Origin of the sequence: Phytoactinopolyspora halotolerans (assembly GCF_010550675.1) — a bacterium.
GTDB lineage: Bacteria > Actinomycetota > Actinomycetes > Jiangellales > Jiangellaceae > Phytoactinopolyspora > Phytoactinopolyspora halotolerans.
Genome location: NZ_JAAGOA010000008.1, coordinates 172,531 through 195,996 on the forward strand (window position 1 = coordinate 172,531; position 23,466 = coordinate 195,996).

General features: G+C 64.2%; 21 protein-coding genes and 1 pseudogene. 5 read left to right on the top strand and 17 right to left on the bottom strand.

Features of this window, described 5'->3' with window-relative positions:
• Window positions 1-45: 45 nt before the first annotated feature.
• On the bottom strand, window positions 46-549 hold the full coding sequence (locus tag G1H10_RS13535; protein ID WP_163738333.1) for a hypothetical protein: 504 nt from the start codon (window positions 547-549) through the stop codon (window positions 46-48).
• 395 nt (window positions 550-944) lie between these two features.
• Here G1H10_RS13535 and G1H10_RS13540 point away from each other — a divergent pair, with 395 nt between their 5' ends.
• Complete coding sequence (locus G1H10_RS13540; protein ID WP_216853237.1) at window positions 945-2,039, top strand: DUF262 domain-containing protein; 1,095 nt, start codon at window positions 945-947, stop codon at window positions 2,037-2,039.
• A gap of 5 nt (window positions 2,040-2,044) precedes the next feature.
• Complete coding sequence (locus G1H10_RS35025; protein WP_376778609.1) at window positions 2,045-2,743, top strand: HEPN domain-containing protein; 699 nt, start codon at window positions 2,045-2,047, stop codon at window positions 2,741-2,743.
• 413 nt (window positions 2,744-3,156) lie between these two features.
• Here G1H10_RS35025 and G1H10_RS13550 read toward each other — a convergent pair whose 3' ends face one another.
• The 6 genes from G1H10_RS13550 to G1H10_RS13575 all read right to left on the bottom strand — a co-directional run bounded on the left by G1H10_RS13550 (window position 3,157) and on the right by G1H10_RS13575 (window position 9,704).
• Window positions 3,157-3,420 (bottom strand): hypothetical protein, encoded by a 264-nt coding sequence (locus G1H10_RS13550; RefSeq protein ID WP_163738341.1) that lies wholly within the window; start codon window positions 3,418-3,420, stop codon window positions 3,157-3,159.
• Between the two features lie 52 nt (window positions 3,421-3,472).
• Window positions 3,473-5,263, bottom strand: coding sequence for a type IV secretory system conjugative DNA transfer family protein (locus G1H10_RS13555; RefSeq protein WP_163738343.1), 1,791 nt, complete (start codon window positions 5,261-5,263; stop codon window positions 3,473-3,475).
• A complete protein-coding gene (locus G1H10_RS13560) occupies window positions 5,260-6,522 on the bottom strand; it encodes a putative type IV secretion/conjugal transfer ATPase (protein WP_216853238.1) in 1,263 nt (420 codons plus the stop codon). The genes G1H10_RS13555 and G1H10_RS13560 overlap by 4 nt, the downstream gene beginning before the upstream one ends.
• A 224-nt stretch (window positions 6,523-6,746) precedes the next feature.
• Window positions 6,747-8,219 carry an SCO6880 family protein gene (locus G1H10_RS13565; protein ID WP_163738349.1) on the bottom strand — a complete coding sequence of 491 codons (1,473 nt, stop codon included), beginning with the start codon at window positions 8,217-8,219 and terminating at the stop codon, window positions 6,747-6,749.
• A 19-nt stretch (window positions 8,220-8,238) separates the two neighbouring features.
• The gene (locus G1H10_RS13570) at window positions 8,239-9,342 is read right to left on the bottom strand and encodes a hypothetical protein (protein WP_163738350.1); all 1,104 of its coding nucleotides are present in this window, start codon (window positions 9,340-9,342) and stop codon (window positions 8,239-8,241) included.
• A gap of 5 nt (window positions 9,343-9,347) precedes the next feature.
• On the bottom strand, window positions 9,348-9,704 hold the full coding sequence (locus G1H10_RS13575; RefSeq protein WP_163738353.1) for a hypothetical protein: 357 nt from the start codon (window positions 9,702-9,704) through the stop codon (window positions 9,348-9,350).
• Window positions 9,705-9,857: 153 nt separating this feature from the next.
• Here G1H10_RS13575 and G1H10_RS13580 point away from each other — a divergent pair, with 153 nt between their 5' ends.
• Window positions 9,858-10,853: a hypothetical protein gene (locus G1H10_RS13580; protein WP_163738356.1), complete on the top strand. Its 996-nt coding sequence runs from the start codon at window positions 9,858-9,860 to the stop codon at window positions 10,851-10,853.
• A 610-nt stretch (window positions 10,854-11,463) separates the two neighbouring features.
• Here G1H10_RS13580 and G1H10_RS13585 read toward each other — a convergent pair.
• The 3 genes and pseudogenes from G1H10_RS13585 to G1H10_RS32390 form a co-directional block, all read right to left on the bottom strand.
• Complete coding sequence (locus tag G1H10_RS13585) at window positions 11,464-14,610, bottom strand: hypothetical protein (RefSeq protein ID WP_163738359.1); 3,147 nt, start codon at window positions 14,608-14,610, stop codon at window positions 11,464-11,466.
• A 122-nt stretch (window positions 14,611-14,732) separates the two neighbouring features.
• A pseudogene (locus tag G1H10_RS35030) lies at window positions 14,733-15,286 on the bottom strand (AAA family ATPase); the annotation flags it as partial.
• An 88-nt stretch (window positions 15,287-15,374) separates the two neighbouring features.
• Window positions 15,375-15,551, bottom strand: a complete 177-nt coding sequence (locus G1H10_RS32390) for a hypothetical protein (RefSeq protein WP_216853239.1) — start codon at window positions 15,549-15,551, stop codon at window positions 15,375-15,377.
• A 395-nt stretch (window positions 15,552-15,946) separates the two neighbouring features.
• Here G1H10_RS32390 and G1H10_RS13605 point away from each other — a divergent pair, with 395 nt between their 5' ends.
• Window positions 15,947-16,351 carry a restriction system modified-DNA reader domain-containing protein gene (locus G1H10_RS13605; protein WP_163738374.1) on the top strand — a complete coding sequence of 135 codons (405 nt, stop codon included), beginning with the start codon at window positions 15,947-15,949 and terminating at the stop codon, window positions 16,349-16,351.
• Between the two features lie 297 nt (window positions 16,352-16,648).
• Here the strand turns inward: G1H10_RS13605 and G1H10_RS13610 are convergent, their stop codons facing one another.
• From G1H10_RS13610 to G1H10_RS13635, 6 genes are all read right to left on the bottom strand, one after another.
• The gene (locus tag G1H10_RS13610; RefSeq protein ID WP_163738376.1) at window positions 16,649-17,659 is read right to left on the bottom strand and encodes a M23 family metallopeptidase; all 1,011 of its coding nucleotides are present in this window, start codon (window positions 17,657-17,659) and stop codon (window positions 16,649-16,651) included.
• Window positions 17,660-18,328, bottom strand: a complete 669-nt coding sequence (locus tag G1H10_RS13615; protein WP_163738379.1) for a hypothetical protein — start codon at window positions 18,326-18,328, stop codon at window positions 17,660-17,662. It abuts the gene before it with no gap.
• Between the two features lie 28 nt (window positions 18,329-18,356).
• Complete coding sequence (locus tag G1H10_RS13620; RefSeq protein WP_163738381.1) at window positions 18,357-20,225, bottom strand: hypothetical protein; 1,869 nt, start codon at window positions 20,223-20,225, stop codon at window positions 18,357-18,359.
• On the bottom strand, window positions 20,225-21,292 hold the full coding sequence (locus G1H10_RS13625) for a hypothetical protein (RefSeq protein ID WP_163738383.1): 1,068 nt from the start codon (window positions 21,290-21,292) through the stop codon (window positions 20,225-20,227). The genes G1H10_RS13620 and G1H10_RS13625 overlap by 1 nt, the downstream gene beginning before the upstream one ends.
• Window positions 21,293-21,465: 173 nt before the next feature.
• Complete coding sequence (locus tag G1H10_RS13630; RefSeq protein ID WP_163738593.1) at window positions 21,466-21,738, bottom strand: winged helix-turn-helix domain-containing protein; 273 nt, start codon at window positions 21,736-21,738, stop codon at window positions 21,466-21,468.
• Between the two features lie 5 nt (window positions 21,739-21,743).
• On the bottom strand, window positions 21,744-22,049 hold the full coding sequence (locus tag G1H10_RS13635) for a hypothetical protein (RefSeq protein ID WP_163738386.1): 306 nt from the start codon (window positions 22,047-22,049) through the stop codon (window positions 21,744-21,746).
• A gap of 717 nt (window positions 22,050-22,766) precedes the next feature.
• Here G1H10_RS13635 and G1H10_RS34540 point away from each other — a divergent pair.
• Window positions 22,767-23,039 carry a helix-turn-helix domain-containing protein gene (locus G1H10_RS34540; RefSeq protein WP_163738388.1) on the top strand — a complete coding sequence of 91 codons (273 nt, stop codon included), beginning with the start codon at window positions 22,767-22,769 and terminating at the stop codon, window positions 23,037-23,039.
• A 36-nt stretch (window positions 23,040-23,075) separates the two neighbouring features.
• Here G1H10_RS34540 and G1H10_RS13645 read toward each other — a convergent pair whose 3' ends face one another.
• Window positions 23,076-23,306, bottom strand: coding sequence for a helix-turn-helix domain-containing protein (locus tag G1H10_RS13645; protein WP_216853241.1), 231 nt, complete (start codon window positions 23,304-23,306; stop codon window positions 23,076-23,078).
• Window positions 23,307-23,466: the final 160 nt, after the last annotated feature.

Genomic DNA, 23,466 nt, shown 5'->3' on the forward strand with positions numbered 1-23,466 from the left:
GCGTCCGACGCACAGCCACAGCGGATGCATCCGCGTTGTATGTGTTCACGTGTCGCCCTCGCTGACCGACCGGGCAGGCTCAGCGATCTGAGCTTCGCGAACGCCGGTGGTGAAGGCCTGCCACCATTCGTCATGTTCATCGGCCACCCATGGCTGTGGTGTCCCGGCGCGGTGTTCCAGCGCCGAACACCCGGTGCGTGCGGCCCACTCCCGGATACGCTCCCGCGTCTCAGCGAAGATCCGATGCCACTCCGCCATCGCCGCCGCTGCCTGGCCCTCGTACGCGACCCGCCATGCTCCCCACAGCCCCGTGAGCTCCTCTATGAGCGCGCCGTGACGCCACCAGCACGAGGGGAGTTCTCGGCCATCAAGCTGATACCGCGCAACAAGCCAGCAGACCCATTGAGCCAGATCCGTCAGCATGTGCTCGGCATCATCCGCGTACAGGTACGCCCAGCGCACAGGGCGCGCAGCAGGAGCGCCCAGCATCTCCGCGACCAGCTCTTCGATCTGATCGTCGCTGAACCCGCCGTCTGCGCCGTTCGTCATGGTCTGGCTCCCAATCATGTGACTGCCGGGGGTTGCCGATCCCTGTCGACCTGTCTCACCTTTAGGGAGCCCCCGAACCGCGCACAGGTCGCGACGCTGGGGTAGAGGCATACGCGACGACTCGCTCCTTCACCCATGCCGGAAAAGGTCGTCACGCCAAGCGAAGAACGAAACGTGCGCCGATAGCGGCAGTACTGAGTCGAGAGCCACAGATGCCTGCCCAGCCCTTCCTGAAGGCGTAAGAACGTCGCCAGGGCACTCGCGGAGCCGGCAGCTGACATGATAAACAGACCATCAGGTTCGTCGATGCTCCTACCAACTTCCAAGTGTGGTATGCAAGCTGGCAGGGCACTTGGTAGGGCTTTACGAGCGCACGACCACTGAGAGGAACGGAAATGGTGTCCGATATTCACGATGATGAAGCCTCGGAGGCGCTAACCGAGTCGGCGCCAATCCCACCTGGCGAACGCAAACTCATCACCCAGTCCTACGACATGTCCATAAACACACTAATCGAACAATGGAATGACGAAACGCTCGTTATACCGGAAATTCAACGTGAGTATGTATGGGAAACTTCAAAAGCCAGCCGCTTGATTGAGTCACTTCTCTTGAATGTTCCCATTCCTGTCCTCTACTTCGCCGAGGCGCCGGAAGAGAAGTATGAGGTTATTGACGGACATCAAAGAGTCGCTTCGATCGCAAGGTATATCGATAACCAGTACGCCCTCACTGGACTTAAGGTCCTCAATGATCCTGAGCATATGAGAAAGCGCTTTCATCAACTACCCGCTAGCGAACAGCGGCGAATAAGGACAAGAGTCATTCGCGCAATCGTCATTACCGATGAATCGCACCCAACGATGAAATTCGAAGTATTCGAGCGCCTAAATACAGGATCAATTGCACTGAATGCACAGGAGATCCGCAACAGCACACATCGTGGACCTTTCATGGCGCTCGTAAAGTCACTAGTACACGATGAAACATTCAGGAAGGCCGTCGGGCAGAAGAGTCCCCGCAAAAGGATGGCTGATAATGAGCTAATTATTCGCTACTTTGCACTCCGAGACAGACTAGAAGAATACCGCCCGCCACTTCCTCGATTCCTGAACAAATACTGCAGTGCAGCCAACCAGTTCGGTAACGATAAGCTCGAGGTGTTAGCAAGCGACTTCAAACTGGCCGTACGAAACGTCTACGCAGTCTTCGGCGAAAATTCATTTAGGCTAACGGACTCACAGGGGAATCGGATTGACCGCTCCCTGAACCGAGCACTGGCAGAAACTCAGCTTTGCACTTTGAGTGACGCCACGCACGAGGACGTCGCCTTCTTGCGCGAGAAACTCACTCATGATCTCGGCAGGATACACTCTCAGGCTGACTTCTTGGACGATATTCAACGGGCAACGAGCGATAGGAGCCGTACGTTGGGGAGGATGTATCGTTATCGGGATGCCTTAACAGCCGCTGGCCTGAGGCTCCGCTGAATCCGATGGCGTCCAGGGCTCTCGGAGAATTGATAGCTGGCCTAGATGAAGTGCGCTCATTAAGGTCCCACGTACCGTACCGAAAATCCGTACCACGGGAAACTGCACATCATTGGCGGGCCGCGCGTATCGCTAACAGGCGCGCATGCGTGGTCCTTCTCTGCAGTCATTACGAACGTTACGTCTATGGAATTAACGAGGAGGCTATCGACTTCCTGAACTCTTGCAGCCTACTCTCAGAACGTATCCCTGAATCGGTTCGTCTACTTCAAGTAAAACTGCCGATCGATGAACTGTCGCGCCAGCAGTGGGATTCGCGCGCGCCAAAGCTATACGAATTCGCACTGAACCATGCTGCGCATTGGTCACCGGGCGCGCCAGTCACAAATCTCGATGCTGCCGCGATCTTAAGTTGGATGAAGTCTCCCAAACCAAGGGATGTAAAGAGATACTTTCTATGCTTCGGTGAAGAGGATATCTTTTCGCGCATCACCCGATCGGAAAACACGCGACGCGACCTCTTCCGGCATCTACAGGGACTTGTGGACTCAAGGAACGGAATCGCTCACGGTGATTCGACAGTGCAACCGCTGCCAACTGACATAACGGAATATTGCTCGACTGTCTTGAAGTTCGCCACGCGTGTAGACCGCGTGTTCTCCCGCCTGCTGGCAAGGATCGCCCGAACTAGCCATCCCTGGTGACTGGGGCGGTGCCTCCCCGCCAGGGCGCCGCCCGCCCTGTGCGCAGCTCCATAAAGAACGTCGGTGGCAACATCCGATGACGAGGATTCACCTTCGGACCGCTATGCACTGATACGCGACGCTCGCCCGCAAACACCCGCTCATCGAATTAATTGGTACGCATTCCTGTACGGCCCGCCGAACCTGATCGTCCGCCACCCACATTTCCGTCGGTGTCGACGGCCGGCGTCCACGCCCATCTCGGGATCCGCTTCAGCATGTCGGCGAGTCTTCGGGCAGGCAGAACACGATCGAGTACGAGATTCCCTGGGCGGTGATCCAGCCCAGGAAGTTGTATGTGCACCCTGCAATGTCCGTGCGGATCAGGATCTTGCGGCCTGGGCGCAGCCCGTGACGGTCTGACGGTAGCTGTTTCAGTGCCGCCTTGACCACGCTGATGTGGTCGGCAGGTGTTCGACCCGGCATTGCCCGCCCTGGTGCAGATGCGACTGCAGGTGACCGGTGCCCTGGCAGCCGTGCTCGACGAACGCCCACAAGGGGTGAAGTGCGGGCCCGTTTGAACGTCGCAGCCGCGCTCGTTTCATTTTGGCGGCGACGAGGCTGCCGTCGACATCGCTGACCAACGGATCAGTCGGGTCAACGTCGTCATCGGGAGGCGTCGTCGCCACCAGCGCCACACTCTCACCGCTCGCGGCTATCCCCGGCTCATACAGCACGGAAAACGGCAATCTAGTGCTGCGGATCGGCCAACTGCGGAGCGCTATTCGCCATGATCGCTTCAACTTGACGCCGGTCGCGCTCTAGATGCGCTGCATCGACACGGTCATTCCACGGCATCATCTGCAGGATGATCGGCGGTGCCGAGCGCAGCATGAGCACGGCGGTACGGAACGGCAATGTGCGCAGGTGTCCGGTGTCCATGATGGGGACGCGCCGCAGGTTCGTGGATGTTGATCGTGTCCCGTCATGGCCTCGCGACATGGACGTCGTTTCGTCGTCGCGCTCACCGATCAGGGCCGCGAGGTCGTGCAGGTCTTTAGCGTTGGAGCCGCCTCCGAGGATCACTTTGGCGATCGCGGCGTCCCAGATGGTGTTCGCATGGTGTTCGCCCCATGCGCTGCGGGCTTGCGCAAGCGATTGGAGTACCGCGGTGGTGGTGATGCCGGTGCCGCCGCCTTCGGCCATCAACGCGGGCAGGCTAGGCAACGGAGCGAGGTTGCCGATCTCGTCGAGAATGGCGGACAGGGGCGGGTCAAGGCGGGCGCCGGGGCTGCGTGCGGCCACGCGCCGCGCTGTTTCGAGCATGTCTTCAACCAGCGCGGCGACCAGTCCCGCCGAGGCGCCGGCACCGGTCGAGGTGCCGAGGAGGTATAGGGTGCCGCGTTCGGTAATGAACGCCTCGGGGTCGAACTGCTCGCTGCGGCCAGGGGTGACCGCGTCGAGAACGCGTGGGTCGGCAAGGGCAGCGAGTGCTTGGCGCACGCCGCTCCAGATGTTGGATCGGGTACGTTCGTCCATGGAGATGACGGCGTCAAGGGCATCTGCCCAACCCGATGCGGCGCGAGAGCTGTGCTGCATGATGCGCGTGGCTTCGGCGGCCTGAACGGGGTCGAGGGACCAACGATAAAGGTCACGGGCGCTGCGGTCGTCGAGCGCCGCTGCGTGCAGCAGCCCACGCAGAACCGATTCGGTTTGACCTTGCCAGTAGGCGGCATTCTCCACACCGGCTCCGCTGCCGGTCAGGCCGGTGGCGGTGGCCAGCCCTCGCGCACGGATCATCGCGGTCTGCGGGTTGTCACACCCTCGAACAGGTGACCAACGCAGCCCGGCGTCGATGCCGGGAGCGAGTTGCTGGGGGTCGAAGACGGCGATCGGGCCGGTGCGCGATCTGGTGTTGAGGGTGATCGCGAGGTTGTCCGGCCTGGTGGAGGTCGTCAGTACCGCGCCCGGCGCGTCGAGGATGGCACCGACGACGATGTGCAAGCCTTTGCCCGAGCGGGGTGGGCCGAGGACGATGGTCGAGTCTTCGCAGCTGGCGTAGACGGGGACGCCGCGGGCACGTCCGAGTCGGAAGCCGACGTCGTCGGGCGCCGGTTTTCTCAGCGACGGCCGCAGGTGGCGGGCGCGTTTGAGCAGTGCGCGGGCGGAGGCGGCGCGACGGATTTGTGTCGTGGTGGCGGTGCCCGGCAGCCGGTGCACCTCGGCGGTGCCCGAGGTCCCCAGCAGTCGCCACGTCACCCAGACGATGGTTGCCGCCGCAGCGAGAAGCCCGGCGGTGATCGTCCAGACCAGCCCTGATGGCGGCATGGGTTGACCCCAGGCGTCGTCAAGGTCGCGCGGGTGGGTGATCGCGGCCACAATCGCCTCAGCGGCGAACGCAGGAACTGCATGGCCGGTGATCTTCGCGGCGAGAGCTGCACCTGCCCAGGTCGCCGCTGCAACAGCGAGGATGGCGACACCCGCGACGAGTAGCAGGGTGCTTTCCATGTTGGAGCTGTTCGCGTGCGATCGTGCGGTCATCGTGCGTCCGCCTTCATTCGCTGGTCGGTATCGAAGAGCTTGGTCTCGATGTCGGACAGGACGTTGAGCACAACATGGGCGCTGGTGCCGACGCGCCACAGGCCTTCGCCGGTGTTGAGTTCGGGGAGAAGTTCGGCCTGGGTGGAGGTCAGACCGAGCAGTTCCGTGCTTTGGGCGAGCTGGTCGGTCTCTTGCCGGTACATGATCCGGGTCGAGCAGTCCGCAAGTAGGCCCGCGGCGAGCGCCCGAGCCTCGGAACCCGCGTCGCCGATGGCATCCAGGTCGGAGAGACGGTGGATGACGGCCATGTTGGCCAGGCCCCAAGCTCGGGAGAGTTTCCACTGTGCTTGCATGCGGCGCAGCAGTGCCGTCACAGCCATCAAACGCCAGGCCTCGTCGTAGATGATCCAGCGCTGGCCGGCGGTCGGATCCTGCAGTGCACCTTCCATCCACGATGAGGCACAGGTCATGATGACCGGCAGATTCTCGTTGTCCTCACCGAACGCGGACATGTCCAGGCTGACCATCGCCGCGTCGGGATCGAAGCGCGTCGTCGACGGCCCGTCGAAGAGCCCGGCAAGGTCACCGTTGATCATGCGTTGCAGGGCATGTCCGACCCGGCGTCCGTCATCACGCAACACATCGACCTCGTCGGCGGACAGATCAGTGGCCAGCGGGCTCGGCGCCAACAGGTGCTGCACGACGTACGGCAGCGTGGGCGTGGCAGTTGATCGCTCGGCGACGGTCAACGCGGTCGTGAGCGCGGTGTGCTCAACCGGGGCGAGCGCGTCGCCGAGGACGGTCTCGCAGATGGCGCCCATGAGTTGGCGGCGGCGGGTCTGCACGAGTGTGCGCCACTCGGCCTTGTCCAGACTGGTCGGGCGGATGCCTTCGTCGAGCGGATTGAGCCGCGTGGGTAGGCCGGGGCCGAGGCGTATCACGGTTCCGTCGGCGGCATCGACCACCGGTGTCCATTCGCCTTTGACGTCTGCGGGGATGTAGACCTTGCGGCCGAACGGCAACGACCGCCAGGCCAGCGCCTTGGCCAGCGTCGATTTGCCTTGGCCGATCACACCAGCGAGCAGCACGTTCGGGTTCGTGATGGCGCGTCGACGGTACAGCTCCCACGGGTCGAAGCAGAACGCGCCCCCGGAAAGCAGGTCCTGGCCGATGTACATGCCGGCCGGGCCGAGGCCGCGGTCGGCGATGAACGGATACAGCACGGCCAGGCTGGCGGTCGTGGCGTAGTGCGGCTGCACACGCAGCCGCAGCCGAGAACGACCCGCCGACGGGCCCGGTTCACCCGCACGTGACAGGCGTGGGACGTCCCACATCGCGCGGTCGGCATGCCGAGCAGCGCGACGGGTGGCGCGCTCTTCCGACTGACGCTCTCGGATCAGTCGGCGGGCCGCCGTGCGGGCGCGTCGTCGCTCGCGGCGGCTCGTACCTGCTGGAGTGAACACTGATCCGGCATGAAACGACCTCACAGCGGCAGCCTCCCCAGCGGCAACGCCGCCGCGTAGAAGGCGGCGTCCTGTTGGCCAACCAGCAGCGAGGTGTCCAGTCCGCACTGGTGACACGCCGACTCGACCTCCGCGACAGCCTCGTCCAGGTCTTCTCGCGTGCTGCCGGAGACGGCGATCAGGCCGGTATACGGCAGGTCTGCGTGGCCGACTACGAGTTCACGTTCACGGCGGTCGATGTCCTCCTGCTCTCGTTGCTGAGCAGCGGTGGTGCGGATGTCGTGCTTGTCCCGACGGCGTTGCTCGGATTCCTGCTCGGCTTGCTCGGTGCGTAGCTCTTTCAGGGCTTGCCGGGTGGTGCGCGGCCGGTAGAACAGGCTGATGGTGCGCCGCACCGTGTTGGTCAGCATCAGCGGAGTGAGAAATGACGCGTCGACGTCCTGGCGGGGCCATTCGCGCACCCACAGCACCGCATGCCATCCATCGTCGATACGCACGTGGTCCCACTCGGTGGCCACGCCGACGGGACCGGCAACATCAACCGCAACACCGGTACCGCTGCCTTCGGTGGCAGGGGGGCGTGAGGTGAACGCCGTGTCGATCACGCGGGCGAGCTCGTCTTCGCTGAGGAACCCCTCTACGCCGAGCTCGGCGGTGCGCAGGCTCGCCGCCACGGTGGTGAGTTCCTTCATCAGCACGTGCGCCGCCCCCGCCACGCCACGACCCGAGGAGCGGATCGCTGCCGCGGCGGCCTTCAACGACAAGGTGAGCGCCATCAGAGTCTCGTGGCGGGCCGACGCCGGACCGGCGGAAGCGATGAGCGCTCTGTATGAGTCCGCGGCCAGGCCGGTGCCGTCGTAGCCGTGATGATGCCAGTGGGCTTGTACCGCGTCGCCGTGATCAGGCAGCGTTCGCTCCACGAGCTGCAGGCCGCACACGTGCCCGGTGCGGCACGCGCCGGAAAGGACGCTTCCCCACGCTGTGACGCGGCGGTTCTGCTCATCCGGGCTCAGCAGCGGGAACGACGGGTGGCTCAGCCGGATCACCCCGGTCAGGGTGCGCCGGTGTGGATCATGGATCATCGCCGTACCCGACGATGTGTGCACGTATACGCGCAGGCTGGCAACTTCCCCGGGCAGGGCCAAGGTGCCGGCGGGGCGCAGCTGGCCGGGACGCGCCAGCCATCGAGTCTGCCCGCCGATGCGTCGCACCATCCAGTTCGCCACGACCGGAGTCCACGCCGCCACCGTCTTGCCGCGCGGGCGCACGAACGCGAACACCAGCGCGGCAACCCAGCCGGGGGCGGTGACCAGCAGGCCCGTCAACCCGGCGGACATGGCCGCCGGGCCGACCAGCGCCGCGGCGGCACCGACGGCAATCAGCTGACCGGCGGACAGCCCCCACATCACGCCTCGCTCGGAACGGCGCCCCAACCGGGCCGTGACCGGGCCGCGCGGCGCCGTCATCGGCGTAACTTGTCGTTGAATCGACATCTGTCGCCTTCTTCCGTCGCTAGCGCGTCGAGTTGGGGCGTCGGCCCCGTCGCACGATGACAGCGGCCGAGGATGCGGCCGCCGCAGGTGCCGTTGCGCGGCCAGCAGCCATCGCCGTACGGGAGCGGATCATCATCGTGCGAGCGCTGTGCGATCCGGCCTGCACGGTGGCAGCGCTACGTCCGACGGTGCCGTCCCACTCCCGACCGCCGGGGGTGATGAAGTCCAGAAACTTGTACGTCAGCCACGGCGCCAGCGCGGCCACGGTGAGCAGCATCAGTCCCATCGACAACTCCCCGATCGCCCGCAGCGTGGAGTCGGCCTGACCGGACAGGCCGGCGCGGATCGCGCCGACCGCGATCGCGAACACCATCACCACCGTGATCTTCGATAGGGCGAGGGCGAACATAATGCTCACCCACTTCGACACCCACCCGGACGTGTACCGGCTGGCGAGTCCGGCGAAGGCGAACGGCGCGAACACCGCCGCGACAATGATCAATGCCTTTCGCGCCATCAACGCGAACCACACGGTGAACGACGCCACGATGAAGAAGAACCCGAAGACGATGATCAGCATCGCCGGGAGCATCGCGCCCTGCCCGCTCGCGGCGGCGACCAGCACAGCCGGGGTCAACGCCTCGATAGCCTCGCCGACCTCCGCGCCGACGCGCCAGCGCATGATCAGATCACAGCCCCAGTCGGTCAGCATCAGCACCGACTGCGTCGCCGACAATGCCACCGCCGAGGCCGACAGCCCGCCCACCATGCCGACGACGGCACGGGCAAGCTCGCCTGGCTGGCGACGCCAGGCCGCCGAGGTGAGCTGCACCATGTACAGGGCGATGACGATCGGTAACGCGATCATCATCACCGTGGCCACGTTCGCGCGGACCCAGTCTGCTGTCAGGTCCACGGCGGTGGTTTCCATGATCAGCGACCACATCGCGGTGACCATCGTCTCGGCGGCCTCCGCCATCGCCCGGGCCACTCGGCTCATGGTCTCGTCGTACAGCCACCCGCCAGGGTCGACGCCTCCGTCGGTAACGGTGCGGCACACGAACGACGTGAACGGATCCAAAGAGTCGCACGCCGACCCGGCCGGCTGCATGTCGTCGTCCACGGCGTTCACTCCGCACCCGGCAGGGGAATACCCTGCCCGATGCCCCACGCCCACGCCGCGATGACGTTGACCATCCCGAACCCGATGAACGCCGCCAACGCCCACGCCGCGGCCGACTTGCCGTTGTCCACCCGCTGCGGCGAGTTCGACATCCTCCCCCACGCCCACAACACCAGCGCGACAATCAACGCACCGATCGAGGCGAACAAGCAGAACGACAACACCCCGCCCAGCAGGTCCTGCAGTGCCGGGATGCCCGGCACGGCGTCCTCGTTCGGCGTGATGTTCGGGTCGAAGCCATTCCCCGACTCCGCCGAACGCAACATCATGACTCTGGCGAAGAACGGGTCTATTACGACCATGTTCACTCCCTGCATTGCGCTTTCGACGTCCCCAAGGCGTGGGCCGTCCTTCACCAAGTAGGGAGACCTCCACTCGCGCACACCGAGCCCACGTACATATGTCGAACGGTGCACTCGCGGCCACGGGCAGCGATGGTCCGCTAACGTGATCACGTGAACACGTGCCGCGATGAGATTCTGGCCATCTGGCCACGCCTGGAGGCCTTTAGCGAGGACGGGACGGTCACTCTCCAGACGGTCGTCGATGCGCTCAGGCGAGAAGGGACGACGTTCAGCGAGTCGACCATCCGTACTCACGTGACGAGTCGCATGTGCGCTGATGCGCCAGACCACCACGCGCAGGTTTTCGCCGACCTCGTGCGCATGGACGGCGGTCGGTACCGCATGCGGCACTCGCCAACGCGCGCCACCGTGCCGGCAACCGAAGCGCGGCCGACGTGCCGCTGCGGCTGTGGGGAAGCCACCAGCGGTTCGCGCGCTCTGTATCGCGCCGGCCACGATGCGCGGCACGCCAGCCAGGTTGCACGAGCGATCGTGGCAGACCCGGGCAAGCGAGCCATTCTGTTGGAGTCATTGCCTTCCGCTGCGCTTCGCGACAAGGCAGCATCGATCGCGGCACGACGTGCTCGACCGGAACCAACCAAGGGCTCAACAGGCAAGCAAGCCCGTCCTTACGGACAGACATCACAGCCAGTCGTCGAAGATCCGCTCCCCAATGTCCCCGCAGGCGATAGCAGCGTGCAACGCGAGGCCGAGGTCGTCATGCTTGACGCACTTGCACAAGCGCTTCGGATACCGCTCGTTCCCGAACGCATCCGACTGCCTGATGGGACCTGGGTTGACGTAGACGGCGTCAGCCACGAGCCTCCAGTTCTCGTTGAAGCTTGGGCCCATCAAGGCAAACCCAAGTCGGCCCAAAGGAACAAAGTACTCAGCGACGCACTGAAACTGATCCACGTGGCGAAGATTCTTGGACAAGAGCACCGGCGAATGCTGTGTTTCTCCGATACAGAGGCGGCTCAGCCCTTCGTGGGGAACACCTGGTACGCTGCAGCGCTGCGCGACCAACGAGTCGAGGTTCACGTCGTCGCGTTGCCGAGATCCTGGCGAACTCGGATTCTGGAAGCCCAGCAACGCCAGTACCGATAAACATCATTCGCGAGCTAGGGCCCGGGAACGGGGCCGACGGCGGCCCAGACGGGAGACTCCGAGACCAGCTGTATCGGTCCAGCCTCGTGTACATGTCAGGCGACAACGGTCCGAGCGACACCGAGCCGAATTGGCGACCGTCCCCGATGGCTTTCTACTCGGTGAGACGACCGCGGTCTCGTATGGCTCACGTACAGTTCTAGATACATATTCGCGGGCATAGAGAAGCCGCAATGAAGACACTGCGCCTGGAGTTTCATCCGGGGGCCCGACCCGTGAGAACACCCACGACTTCGTCGCTCGACTCGCGCTCATCGACTCACTCCATGTTCAACACGAATACTCGGGCGAATGGCGACGCATTCTGGATGCGCACCACAACGACAAGCGGGGCAGAATGAAGAGACTAGATCAGATCAGGCGTCAATTGTTCCGAGCCATCTGTCCTCGTCGGCCCAACTGCCCGGACGCTTCACCCACGCGGATGTCGTATGAGCCATAAAGATTTGGGCTATCGTGGTGTGAGCTATTTGACCGGAGTCACGGGAGAATACTGCTCCTGGTCCGCTCAGGCCAGATCCAGCCAGCGGTGCACATCAGCGACCTTAATTCATATGAGGCCTCGTTCGAGTAGTGTATTACGAAGGCGCCGACATTCCGGCGTTTCGGCTAGCTCGGTGGCCTTGTTGAGAAGGTCTACTGCTGCCTCGGCCGCCTGTCGTCTGTCCCACTCGTCGGTGAGGCCACGAACGAGCTGATTCAAGATCTTGAGTGTTGTCGTTGTGACAGGAATGTTGGATGCTCGCTCGGCGACCTTGTGTGACCAGTCGATCCGGCCGCGGCTTACCATGAGAGTTTGCAGGGTGAGTTCTGCCCATTTGGCATCGTCGAGCATGTTGACTTCAGACAACCAACCGAACCCCACGAGGTCTTTCGCTGTTTTCGCCGCGAGCACTTGGGACCAAAACTCTATCGCCACGGTGACGGCGGGCGCGGGCGCGTCGTCTGCGCGGAGGAGTCGCCCGAGGTTCTCGCCAGCGGCCGATAGCTCGTTGATGGATGAGAGAAAGTCGGCAGCGACTTGGACTCCGTACCCGGGGACTCCTCTGAGCATCGCAATCAGGTATTGGTCGAGGGCATGTTCGACGCCACGTCGTACTGCATCTTTGATGCGCTCGGTGAACTGCTCAAGCAGCCAGTTGTTCGGTTGTCCCCACTTGAGGGCAAGGTCGACAGTGAGCTGCCCAAGTTCTGCGGGCGCTGCCTCCCCGAAGAGCTGCTCGCGATGCTGGTCCACCCAGTTGGGCGCGATGTGCCGGAGAAAGCCAATGCGTGGGGCAAGAATAGCTCGGTGTAGGGCTCCGTCGCTGCCGGTCAGTGCGAGGACGGATGCTAGAAGGTCAAGTGCTTCGGGCCGGACAGTCTGCTCGACGCGAAACTCGTGTCCCATGAGGACCAAGACCGCTTCTAGAGCGCGAGTGCAGGGTCGATTGATAGCCAGCTCGAGCGCGTCGCTTGCACCCTCGACGATACCCGATGGTTCTTCGCGTCGGCTCACCTCAGTGAGCAAAATCGCCCATGCCTCTTCACGGCGATCGGCGAAGCCGACATCCGAGCCGGCAAGCGATTTGATCAGATCGACCAAAGCACCCTCAACGCCCCGCCAATCGCCGTCGAAATCGAAGCTATCGTCACCGAGAGGGATCGCGGCCCAGGGGCGAGTGCGTATCAAGGCCATAGCCTCGAACAACTTGTCTATGGGTAGCCCTACTAGATTGCCTGATGCGGCCAGCCCGCGCAGATAGTGGTGAATATAGGTTGGGTGGTGCAGCAGACCGACCAACTTCAGCGGTTCGCTGGCCCACGGGGTCGGCTCAGCCTTCACGACGGCCTCGAGGGTGCGGCCAAGCTCGCGGGCGCTTACCAGCCAATCATTCGGATCTTGTCTCCAAGAGGCAATCCTCCGTGCAGCTTCATCGACCGGCATGGCTCGGATTTCGTCCTCGCCCAGAGGGCTCCTTCCAGCGCTCAGCTCCACGGATCTGCGCCGTTGGAGGCTCACCTTTGAAGGCTCGCCATAGATGCCTGATAGGACTGCGTTGGCGGACGACCACGTGGCTGTAACCTCTGACGGCAACAATCCGCTCCAGTGATGGACGCGGATCCATTCACGAGGCACATCCCTTTTGGCAAGGACGGTGCCGAGTTCCGCGGCTGTCGGCGGAGTCGGAAGGACCTGAGCCCATTCCTGGACGTAGTCGCCGACGTCGCCTTCGGAGGTGATCCGCTCGATAAGTCGCAGATCATCTCCAGTCGGTGGCCGAGCCGCAATCGCACGGCCTATTTCGCTGATTAGTGTCGCTCGGTCGATCCCGGTCGCGCGCCCGAGCAGCCATACGCGCACACGGTCGGCAAGGCCATCGGGCAGAGGCTCTATCGCGTCGAGCACGCTGGTGGCATCGACCACGTCCAGCGCCCGTCTCAAGCACTCGAGCAGAGCGCGCAGCAGGATGGCAAAACGATCATCTTGGTAGTGATCACGTGGTTCCTCGATGGAGCCGCTGCGATCCCTGATCAGATCATGTCGGTTGACATCATCGAGCGGCACTTTGCGGAGCTTGAAGCACAGAATGTGAATGCGACTTGCATAGTTTTCAGCAGTTACACCGTTGATGAATGGCCGGGTAAGTATTTCCACTAATCCGACCGAACCTGTTGTCTGGTTAAGGGCGATGTCCGCGACCGATGTCACAAATTCGTCCGCCGGATCTGCATTCCTCACTGCTTCGATCGCGAGATGAACTAGCCCGGCAGTCTTGGGGTGCCGACCGAGGGCAGTTAGGACGAGTTTTCGACCGTGAACGCCAAGATCCACGGCCGCCCTGGCTATGTACCACGCTTGCCGATCATCAGCCCCCCAGCGGTCGAACATCCGCTGAAGAGCCGCAGCTAGTCCCGCTTGGTCGAGATCCTTTAGCGCGCCCACCGCTGCGAACACCGGCCAAGCAGCCTGGCTGGTCGGCGGTTCTAGCACACCCGACTCGTCCAGCAAGCTGAACCAGGCAACCGTCTTGATCCTCGACAGGAAGCGTCGCAGGTGGTTGGGGCCAGCCACGAGGGACAGAACGGTCGCCGCGTCGTCGTTGTCGGGACTGTCTAGATCGGCCAGCGCGTCAAGCTCACGGTGCCGAACCTCCGGTGGCAGGAATAGCTGGTGCAGCACAGCCATGCAATCGATCCAAAGTTGCTGTGCCTCCTCAAAGGTCACCGCGCCATGGACAGCTCTGTCGCATCGATCAATCAGATCCTGGTAGGTGCGGACGGGATCAGTACCACGCGTTAGCGGCTCGGCTCCAGTCCGGTTCACGATCACAGCGATCAACCTCTGTTGGTGGACTCTGTCCTGTTCATGGGTCAGCGCCATGTCGTCGATCTTGGCAAGTAGATTGTCGAGGGCACTCTCCTCGTCCTCGCCGGGGAGTCCTCTGATCAATTCGAAACTATGCTTCGCATCCACCACCGCCCGAGACCGTGTCTTCCACGTCCCGATGCCGTCCACGTCTTGGGACTCCGGGATCGCCTTCATCGCCTCGCGCATGCAATAGCCGATCAGTGCGGCCTGCCGGGTCACGGAACCGGGCGGCATCGCCAGCAGCTGCCTCGCTGCATGCAGAAACTCAACAGCCCGCCTGCCGCGATCAAGAAACTCGATAACGAGGTGGTCAAACAACTCCTCATCCGGTTCGTCGGTGATCACAAGCATTGTGTACCACGTCGAAGCACTGAACAGTAGTTGCCGATGTGGAGTACGCGAGTTCACCATCGGCGAGCCATCCGGTCATCGGCAAAGGTGGATACCTCTCGACGCCACCCAGTTGCGATGCGCTGGTCGAGGGCGGCCAGCGCGCCGAGTTTCATCCGCCGGCGCGGGGCGGGCTGTCCGACGAGCAGGGTGGCCGATGGCGATCCATTGTCGAGTTCGTGATTGGTCAGCATGCGCACGGTTTCCAGCTGTTTCCGGGAGAGCAGCTGGGCTTTGACGAGGACTGGGGACGCGGCCGCGTTCGGCGTATTCGATCGCGAGACGTCGGCGGCTTGAGCGACCAGGGCGGCGCTGGCGAAAGTGGAGTTGCCCGCCCAAGGCGGTGACCCACGGCGTGGTTGATTCCACGGGTGCCGATCATCGGGTTCTTCGGGATGTAGATGATCGAGTACCGGGAGGCATCCAGTGTGGACAGCGCCGCACGGACGGCGACCGTCTTGCAGGCGCCGACCTCCCCGGCGATGACGCCGATCAAGCGTTCGGTAACGCACCAGCCGGTCCGGGCGATGGCCTCGTTGTGCCCGGCATGGCGGTGCAGCATCGCCGGCACCTGATCCCGGGCGAACGGCGAGCGTGAGAATCCCCAGTACGAGTTCAAGTTCTCGATCACGCCGCCCTCCCGTCCGCGCCGCCGTCACCATCGCCGTCGATGTCACTGTCACGGCCATCGTCACTGTCGGTGTCGTGGCGGACGTCGTCTACCGTGTCCTCGCGTCGGCGGCGCGGCTGTCGCCGTCGTCGGCATCTGCGCTGTCGGTGAACGCCTCGAGCTGGTCGGGCATCTGCTCACCGCTGGCTGCGGTGTTCACGTGCGCGTGGGCGATGTTGTCGTCGGTGGTATCCGGCATTGCGTCGGTGTCGTCGCTGGTGAGCATGGCGTAGCGGATGCCGGCGGTGAGCGCTGCGTCATGGTCGGTGGCGATGAGCCCGCGTAGTCGATACCGGTCGGCTGGTGTCGCTGCCGCGAGGAGCCGGTATCGGGGTCGGGTTCCGAGCGAGCCTTGGGATGCGAGTGCCGGCAGATGCGGTGCGGAACCGCCAGCCCGCAACTGGTGCCGCGGGAGCGGACCTCAAGCCTGGTCAGATCGAACGGGTAAAACAGGAGCTGGGACGTCGCATCCACGCAACGCCTGATCAACATCGTCGCGCGTCTCACTCCACTATGTCGGTCCGCGGTCCCGATAAGACTTGCGTAATCTCGCGTCTCTTCATAATCTGAGAACTGTCAGATTTTTCAGATCAGGGGAAGTTGAGAAGGCGAGGTCGCTGAATGCGTCGCATCGAGATCGACGATGACGTCTACGCCGAGCTAGAGCGGCACGTACAGGGTTTTGAGCGGCCTAACGACGTGTTGCGCCGCCTCCTGCTGAAGGTCGACACCCGGCCCCCGAGGATCGATGGGGTGTCCGGCCGTAGGGGAAAGCTCATGCCGCTCATCGAAGCGGGCCTCATTAAGCCGGGCGAGAAGTTGCAGCACGAGCAAACCCGGAAGGGGAACGTGTACGAGGCGACGGTCGCTACGTCGGGGGAGATCGTCACGGTGAAGGGGACCTACCAGGCACCGTCGCCCGCGCTGGCCGCCTTGGTCGGCAGCCAGATCGACGGCTGGGCGAATTGGCTGCACGCGCCCTCGGGGAAGACGCTGCGACAGTTGCGCCTCAAGTTGGAGCAGTAGAGCGGCTCTGGCACGGCGCACTCGCACAGCGATCTCGCGCGTCAGGGGGGTGTGAACGGCCTCAACCGCCGCGATACGACAGGGTGCGCGGTAGCACGTCATCGTGGGCCAATAGGTGCAATGCCGTGACGTCGTGGCTAAATTGCATCAGCTCCCGCCGCCTTCTCCTAGACGCCAGGTCATTGGCAAACGCGGACAGGCCGCTGGAACCAGGGGACTTGCTGCCGTTGTCTGGGTCCGTCGGGCTGATGAGAAGTCGACATCTTCGATTAGTTGGAACCCACGGCCGTCAGCTGTTCAGGGCGTGACGCCATAGCCAGCAAACCAGTCCTCGGGATCGATCGCCGTGGCGGTGCCGTCAAGGATGGTCAAGTGCAGGTGGGGCCCGGTGGAGAGGCCTTCGTTGCCGACAGTGCCGATCTGCTGCCCGGCGGCGATGGTGTCGCCGGCTGTGACGTCGGCAGAGGCCATGTGTCCGTACGAACTCGAGAATCCATCTGCATGGTCAACCTCAACCAAGTGTGGACCCGCCCAGGGCCGAAACCCCACAAACGTCACCTCGCCTCCCGCGACTGCTATCACCGGTGTGCCCGCGGACGCGGCGAAGTCGAGGCCGTCATGCAGCTTCCATTCTCCGGTGATCGGGTGCTCCCGGAAGCCGAAGCGATCAGTGATCCGGTAATCGCCTTCGCGGATGGGCAGTGATGCCTCGCATCCCGTTCCGCCCTCTCCGGACAGCTGCGCCAACCAAGCCCGGGCGTCGTCCTCGAACTCGGCGTAGCGGTCTGGGAAGGCGCTGCGTTGCACGGCCTGAGCAGCATCACCAATAGGCATGCTCTGCCACCCGGGAATGTCAAGCAGCCCGGGCGGTTCGCTTGCCCCGTTCGTGGCGTTGGGCCCGCCCGGTCCACCGAAGAAGGCCGCCGCCGAATAGGCCGGATCCATAAGCTGCGCGGGCGAGCCCCATCCTGCCGAGGGGCGCTGCTGAAACACGCCGAGCGAGTCGCGATCCCCGTACGGTAGGTTGCGCAGGCGCGACTCGACCGCGGCCGCGGCCAACGCTACGACCAGCCCACGTCGTTCGACACCGGCCTTCTGCCCCTCGGCGATGATGATCGAGGCGATGCGCGCCCGTTCGGCGTCCAACTCCGTCGTCGCTGCCGGCTCCATGGTGCACAACGAATGGTCCGGCTCGTCGTCGATGCGCTCATCGTCGAAGTCTTCGCCGAACACGACAGCGACACTGAGAGTGGCGGCGAAACCGAACGCCACCAGAGCCGACACGATCGCCGTTACTGCCTTACCCATCTACGGTTGCCGATCAATGACGCGCAGCAAGCGACAACCGTCGAGCTGCTTGGCGCACCCGATGAGCATCTGTAGTGACGGACGCACCGTATGCGTCTGCGGCGTGCCGTCCTCGCCGATGTAGTGGATCAGCTGCCGACCTGTTACGAGCACCATCGTGGTGCTGAGGCCGGCGTGGGTCAGCTTGGCGTCCAGTTCGACGTCATCGGCTCCAACGGGCTCGGCCACATCGAAGGACGCCCATTGCTCGTGCGCCGCCATCCGTTCCCACGCGTCCGGGTCGGGAACCAATTCCACGATGCCGGCCAACGCCGGCTCAGCAGTGAAAGCTGCCCGGGCAGCCTCGGCGTCGTCGGCATTGGCGCCCACGCTGACCGACCACAACGCGTCAACATAGATGTCGCGCTCGTCGCGGTAGTCAATGCCGTAGACGACCTCGGCGATCCAGCGGCCCAACGCGGCCGGATCGTCGACGGGTGCAGGCTGGGCGGCCAGGTGCGACGTCGGCCCTTGGTCCGCCTCCTCTGGTGTCGCCACCACCGCCGCGCCGCCCGTCGGGTCCGGCGGCCGCCGTCGACGATCGCCGTTCGTGACCTGGTCATCCCCTGAGGTTCCCAGGTACAACAAGGCAGCGACCGCGAGCACAACAACGGCCGTCAATACGAGCACGGTCCTCCGCGTCTTCAACATTGATACCTCACAATCCCGCTCGGCCTCTGCAGAGAAATGCCCGGGCCTCGCCGCTCGAGCTCGCGCGCGGTCTTAGCTGCTCTCGTAGCCTTGATGAGTCGTCCAGGTCTGCAGACCTTGTGCTACGGCTTGGAGACGATGGGCTAAACGCAAACGCGACGTCGTCATCCACGACGATCAGTGCGCCGTCCGGGGTGGCACCCGCTGGAACATGTGTCGCCTCCGGCACGACGTTCACGGTGCCGTGTTCGTCATAGACAACCACGATGCCGTCATCGCGGACGCCCCACACGTTCGGGCCGACATGCGAGAGCCACGTCGTGTCATCCTCGACTGGAGCGCTGTGGCTATCGAGTGGCAGCACGACAGGGCCGAGCGCCACGCTCGCGGGTCGGTCGCCGCTGGCGGCGGTCAGCTCAGCGTCCTCGACCTCGTTCCACGCGACACGCGCTGACGCGACGCGTCGCCCTGTCGTGGCGTCGTGCACGGCCACGACCGCCGTACCGTCGACGGCTACACCCTCCGGCTCGCCCCAGACGACGGTGACCGTGTCACCGGCCATACCCACCCAACGCCGAATCACCATCCCGCGCGGGCCGTCTAGCGACACCGACTCCGGCTTTCCGCCGTGCACGGGGTTCCGCCATAGCACCGGTCGGCCATCGGAGGACACCACGACGTCGTTGACGACACCCATCGCCGTGGCACCATCCGGGATCCCCACGCGGACCGACCCCGCGGCCGTCAGCACATTGGCGTCGCCGGTCTGGTTCGGGACGGACACGAGGACCTGCCCGCCAGCTTGGCTGATCCGCGCGCGCTCGTTGACGTCGAACACGAGCGGGTCGGGGCCGAATGCCGGGCCGCCGACCACAAGCTCTCCTCGGCGTTGCCACACGACCACGTCTGTGTCATCCCACCGGGTCACGACAGGCGAACCCGCACCCGTGCCAGCTTCGCTCGACCACACCACGGTCCCGGTCGCCGAATGCACGAGCTGTATCCGCCCGGCAGCGGTGTGCACGGCGAGCAGGCCGGACCGGGTGAGGGCCACACAGGTCTCCTCAGCCAGATCGACGCGCCATAACGCCCGTGGGTACCCCGGTAGCGACTCATCCGGTGGGCTTGTCGTGTCGGAGCCGAGGACCGTGGAGACGTGCTTCTGCGCCCGTGCGACGGTGGGCGGTTCCGCGGCGACCATTACGGCAGTGCATGCGAGCAGGACGAGCATCGCGCACGCCACCACCGGCGCAGCCCAGTCGTGGGAATCGTCGCGATGACCGCCTCCAGCGGTGACTGCCTCCCGGTAGGTCGCCTTCGGTAAGCGTAACGGCGACGACCCGACCCTTTCGTCGCCAGATGCATCGTTCTCGTCCGGCTCCTCCGACTTCGGCGCCACCAACGCCGTCGACCGCTCTTGTGAAGCATCGGCAGCCATAGATTGCGGGACGGCGTGCCCATCGGGTTTAGCAACATCCGCGCCGCCGGAGAGCGTTGCACCCGCCGGCGGCGGCCCGTCGACGCTCGTGCGCGGCGGTTCCGCTGTGTGGCCGAGCCGTTCGTCCTCGTCAGCCTCGTCGTCGCGCGCCGCCCGGGGATACGACGTCGCGCCGTCGACCATGTCGCGCGACGGCTTAGGGTGGACCACATCACGGTAGGCGCGCCCGTGCTCGTCGACCGTGTGGACATGCAACGGGCGGCCGGCCTCGGTCGCCAACTCGACCAGGCGGGTCCACGCATCCGCACGGTCCACCACCAGCTCCTGGCCCCAGCCGGTCCCGTTGATCACGGCGGTGGCGTCGCCCAGTTCGTCCAAGGTGATGACCGCGGTCACGTCCGGGCGATACGCCACCACCATGCCCCCGTTCTCGTGCACTAGCCGGTCATCTGTAGGGAGCCCCGCTGCCGCGCACGCCACCCGCACCGTGAGCTTCGAATGTCTGCATGGCCCGGTGCCGCCGTGGGTGGCGCCATACGGCTATCGACGCCGCGGCGCCTGCCTGGCCGGCCGGGGTCATCGAGGCCTGTACCTGCTTGGTCATCTGTTAACGCCGTCGCGTACCACGGCCGTTGAGTAGCACTGCCGAACGGCTCGACGAACGCAGTCACTCGCGCAAAGGCTTCCTTACTCCACACACCGGCCCGGTCGCGCAGGTGCGAGCGATGCAACTCCAACCACGTCGAACTTGGCGGACCGCCGCGCCGCGTCCCGATCAACAACGCGGCCAGGGCCCGCCGCTGCGCCGGCGATAGCCACTCCAGCTGCGGCGAGCGATACACCGTCGTGTGCGTGCGCGAACGTGACTCCGCTTTCGAGACAGAATCCACCACGGCGCTGATCGCTTCTGCCGTTTCCAACGGCGGAGCACCGGCCGCCACCAGCGCCGCGTGGACGCTGCGCAGCGCCTCATCCCAGTCGGCCATGCCCGCAGGCTCGCTCAACTGCAGCACCTGCTCGCTCACCGGGTCCATCACGGACCTGTCGCGAACCTCGGCGTCGAAGAACGCCATCTGCTCCGGGCTGACCCGCGCCGCCGTACGTAAGGACGCGGCGTGGCGAGCCCGCACGGCGGACTCACCAAGCTTTCGTGCATGCCTCGCCGAGGTGCATAGCTCCTCGGCCCGCACCTCAGTGCTGGCGTGCTGACGCATGCGCACATGGATCAGGCGCCACGGCGAGCGAGCACCCTTGACCATCTCAAGGTGTGTCGCGATGAACTCCCACGCCACGCCCACTAAATGCGTCGCCAAGTCCGCGTCGACCACATCCGACCGGCGCAAGGCCCACCGGTGCGACGCTTCACCTAACGCGTCCAGCAGGTGACGACCCAGTCGGCCATCCCAGCCACCGCCGGACACGATCTCGTCCAGTGCTTCGCGCAGCCCATCATCGGTACGGACATCAGGGCATGTGCAGCACGGCATGCTCGTACAACCGCGCATGCTGAACCTCCTCGTGACGTTGCGCCGACCAAGCTCCAGAGCCACGCATCAAAACCAGCAGGGGCGGGGGCGCCGGAGCTCGATCACTTGATGAGGTCACAGCCAATCGGCCGAGGCTTCCGGGCCGGTTACCGCGACGGTTACCGGGCACCGGAATCTCGCAAATAGCTAGCTCAGACCTCGGACCTGGTGCTCGGATCGGAGCGGTACGGGAGGACGAAAGTGCCTCTCGCCTGAATCGTGGTCACCAGGCCACGCGCGCGCAGCTCCGCTGTGGCGCGGCGCACGGTGCCGATCGCAACGCCATGCTGCTCGGCCAGTGAGCGCTCATTGGGCAATCGGGTTCCCGGTGCGAGCTCCCCCTGCGCTATCAGGCGCGCAATGTGATCGGCCAACGCCAGGTACACATAGCCCAGTTGGTGCACATGTCGATCAAAGCGTTCCATCTCGATCACCGCGCGTAGCGCCGCTTGGCATCGATCAACATGGACCCCAACCGCTCGGCCATGTCCCACGACATCACCGCACGCCCGTACACCTGATGACCCACGCGCAAGCCCAACGTGAGCGCGCAATACGGACGCTCACCATCCGCCTCCGCCGTCACCGACGCGACATAGCTCGGCCCTGACGGGATGACGATCTCCCCGATGAACGCACAGTGCGGACCAGCGTGCCCAGGGTCGTAGTCATAGTCACACCAACGCGGGCATTTGCCCTCCACGCCTCGCGAGGCCTGATTGCCCTTGCTTCTCACTGCTCGTCACCTCGATCGACGCCCGACGCCGAATGGGCAGCCTTCGCTTCTCGGCTAAGCTGTTGGGCACGCTGATGGGAGACTCCCAAGATCGTTCCAATGTCGCGAAGCGTGAGCCCTTGCCGCACCAGAATTCGCACAGTTGAACGCATGTGCTCTGCTGCGGAGCTGCTAGCAGACCTCGCTGCAGCGCGCAACGATCGCGCGCGGTCAAGATGGTCCATCGCCGCTGTGGAAACGACCGGTCGGATCTCGACAGACAGTTCAGATTCCGGCTTCCCTAGCGCCGCGGCGATGGTCTGCAGCTGTAGCTTGACGGCGTGATCCAGCCTGCGCGCTTTGGCGCTAGCGACTGGGTCTTCGCATCGGAGCAACCATAGTTTGCCGTCATTGACGGCCGTACAGACATACCGGTCCCGGAGCACCACCGGATCACCGGCGACTCGCCCATCTGGCAGGCTCCTCGCATCCTCGGGACGACACGGACGCACTCGCACCAGTGCCTCTGGCTCCGGTGCAGATAGATTCGCTTTCACGGCTCGGACCTCCAAGCAGGTTCGGGTCGAGGCCCCGGCCGGCGGTAGCGTCGCCGCGTCGGGGCCGCCTTGTGATGTCCATGGACAGACGCTGTATTGCTGAACAATACACCCGGATGTATTGTGCGGCAATACATCCGGACGCGCCCAAGGACGCTTCAACCAGATACGCTCGTGCATTGTGGAGAAGCCGCTGGTCGACCTCGACCGAATAAGGGCAATTGAAGACCCCGCCGACCGCGCTGCGGCCATCGGCGAGATCCTCGTCGAAATGCCACGGGCGGCCAACGAGCTGCGCCTCATGCGACAGCAAGCGGTCCTAGAACTACGAGAAGCCGGCTGGTCCTACGCCCAAATCGCTTCCAAACTTGGCCTGCATCGCAACCGAGTGCAGCAGATCGCTCAAGGCTTCACCAGCAAAGACCGACGGCACGCAACAGACAGCGACCTATGAGCAGGCAACCTGCCGAACTCATTTCCAGGACGTGATCTAGAGAGCCTTGGCGGACGACACGTAGTCACCGGCATCCACCAGAGCCTGCAATTGCGTGGCGTCGTTCTCCATTGCTTCCAGGGCCTTGGCAGGCACGATCAGTCGGCCACGGATCCGCACTGCGGGAAACTCCCCATCCGAGATCGCCCTATACAGCGTCATGGGCGACATGCCAAACATCTGCGCCACCTCCGCGACCGAATACCAACGTCGCCGCTCGTCACCCACCTGGACAGGTAGCATTCTTCTCACGACTCGCCTCCGTCCCTCCAATACGAGGACATCAGGGTCGCGGTACGGTCAGGCTCCGGACCCAGGCAGACTTGGCCTGGGCCGGTTGAGAGGAGCAACCGTTCCGTCGACCATGTCACCACGGAAGCACCTACGA

Bases quoted from the DNA above. Each gene is read 5' to 3' on its own strand.
- G1H10_RS13535 (WP_163738333.1), bottom strand. From the start codon at position 549: ATGACGAACGGCGCAGACGGCGGGTTCAGCGACGATCAGATCGAAGAG.
- G1H10_RS13540 (WP_216853237.1), top strand. From the start codon at position 945: ATGGTGTCCGATATTCACGATGATGAAGCCTCGGAGGCGCTAACCGAG.
- G1H10_RS35025 (WP_376778609.1), top strand. From the start codon at position 2,045: ATGGCGTCCAGGGCTCTCGGAGAATTGATAGCTGGCCTAGATGAAGTG.
- G1H10_RS13555 (WP_163738343.1), bottom strand. From the start codon at position 5,263: ATGACCGCACGATCGCACGCGAACAGCTCCAACATGGAAAGCACCCTG.
- G1H10_RS13565 (WP_163738349.1), bottom strand. From the start codon at position 8,219: ATGTCGATTCAACGACAAGTTACGCCGATGACGGCGCCGCGCGGCCCG.
- G1H10_RS13575 (WP_163738353.1), bottom strand. From the start codon at position 9,704: ATGGTCGTAATAGACCCGTTCTTCGCCAGAGTCATGATGTTGCGTTCG.
- G1H10_RS32390 (WP_216853239.1), bottom strand. From the start codon at position 15,551: ATGCTCACCAGCGACGACACCGACGCAATGCCGGATACCACCGACGAC.
- G1H10_RS13605 (WP_163738374.1), top strand. From the start codon at position 15,947: ATGCGTCGCATCGAGATCGACGATGACGTCTACGCCGAGCTAGAGCGG.
- G1H10_RS13610 (WP_163738376.1), bottom strand. From the start codon at position 17,659: ATGGGTAAGGCAGTAACGGCGATCGTGTCGGCTCTGGTGGCGTTCGGT.
- G1H10_RS13625 (WP_163738383.1), bottom strand. From the start codon at position 21,292: ATGCGCGGTTGTACGAGCATGCCGTGCTGCACATGCCCTGATGTCCGT.
- G1H10_RS13630 (WP_163738593.1), bottom strand. From the start codon at position 21,738: ATGGAACGCTTTGATCGACATGTGCACCAACTGGGCTATGTGTACCTG.